Here is a 385-nt window from a genome sequence, read left to right as displayed (position 1 = left end):
CCAGCAAGTGTCAGACTTCCTACTAGACTCAATAACACCAAAACTCTTCCTAAATCCACCCAAAAAGAGCGTTTAGAATAGGTTCGAAGTTTGGGAGTTTCATGTTTCAAGGAAGAGGCTTCAGCTTTTTCTTCAGGAGTCTTCTCTTGATGTTTTGTTTTTGGCTGGCGCTTAAAGAGTGAGCTTTTTGATTCTTTTACTTTAGCCTCCTTGTTATTAACCGTACCAGGCTTCAGGAAGAGGCTATCTGCGATCCCCTCAAACGGCAAATAGACATCTTCTTGGTACACCACTACATTCTTTTTATCCAGTTCCTCTACCAATAAAACGGCCTCTGCCTCCTGGTGTTTAACCTTAGCATTTTCTCGCTCCAGCGCTTGATACA

Annotated in this window: 1 pseudogene; it reads right to left on the bottom strand. The window is 42.6% G+C overall.

Annotated features, from left to right (window positions below):
* Positions 1-385: pseudogene (locus tag CBI42_RS11495) on the bottom strand (hypothetical protein); the annotation flags it as partial.

Source organism: Streptococcus sp. KR, from assembly GCF_002238115.1.
Classification (GTDB): Bacteria; Bacillota; Bacilli; order Lactobacillales; family Streptococcaceae; genus Streptococcus.
Note: the sequence above shows the minus strand (reverse complement) of the source record. Positions and strands in the feature narration are given on the sequence as shown.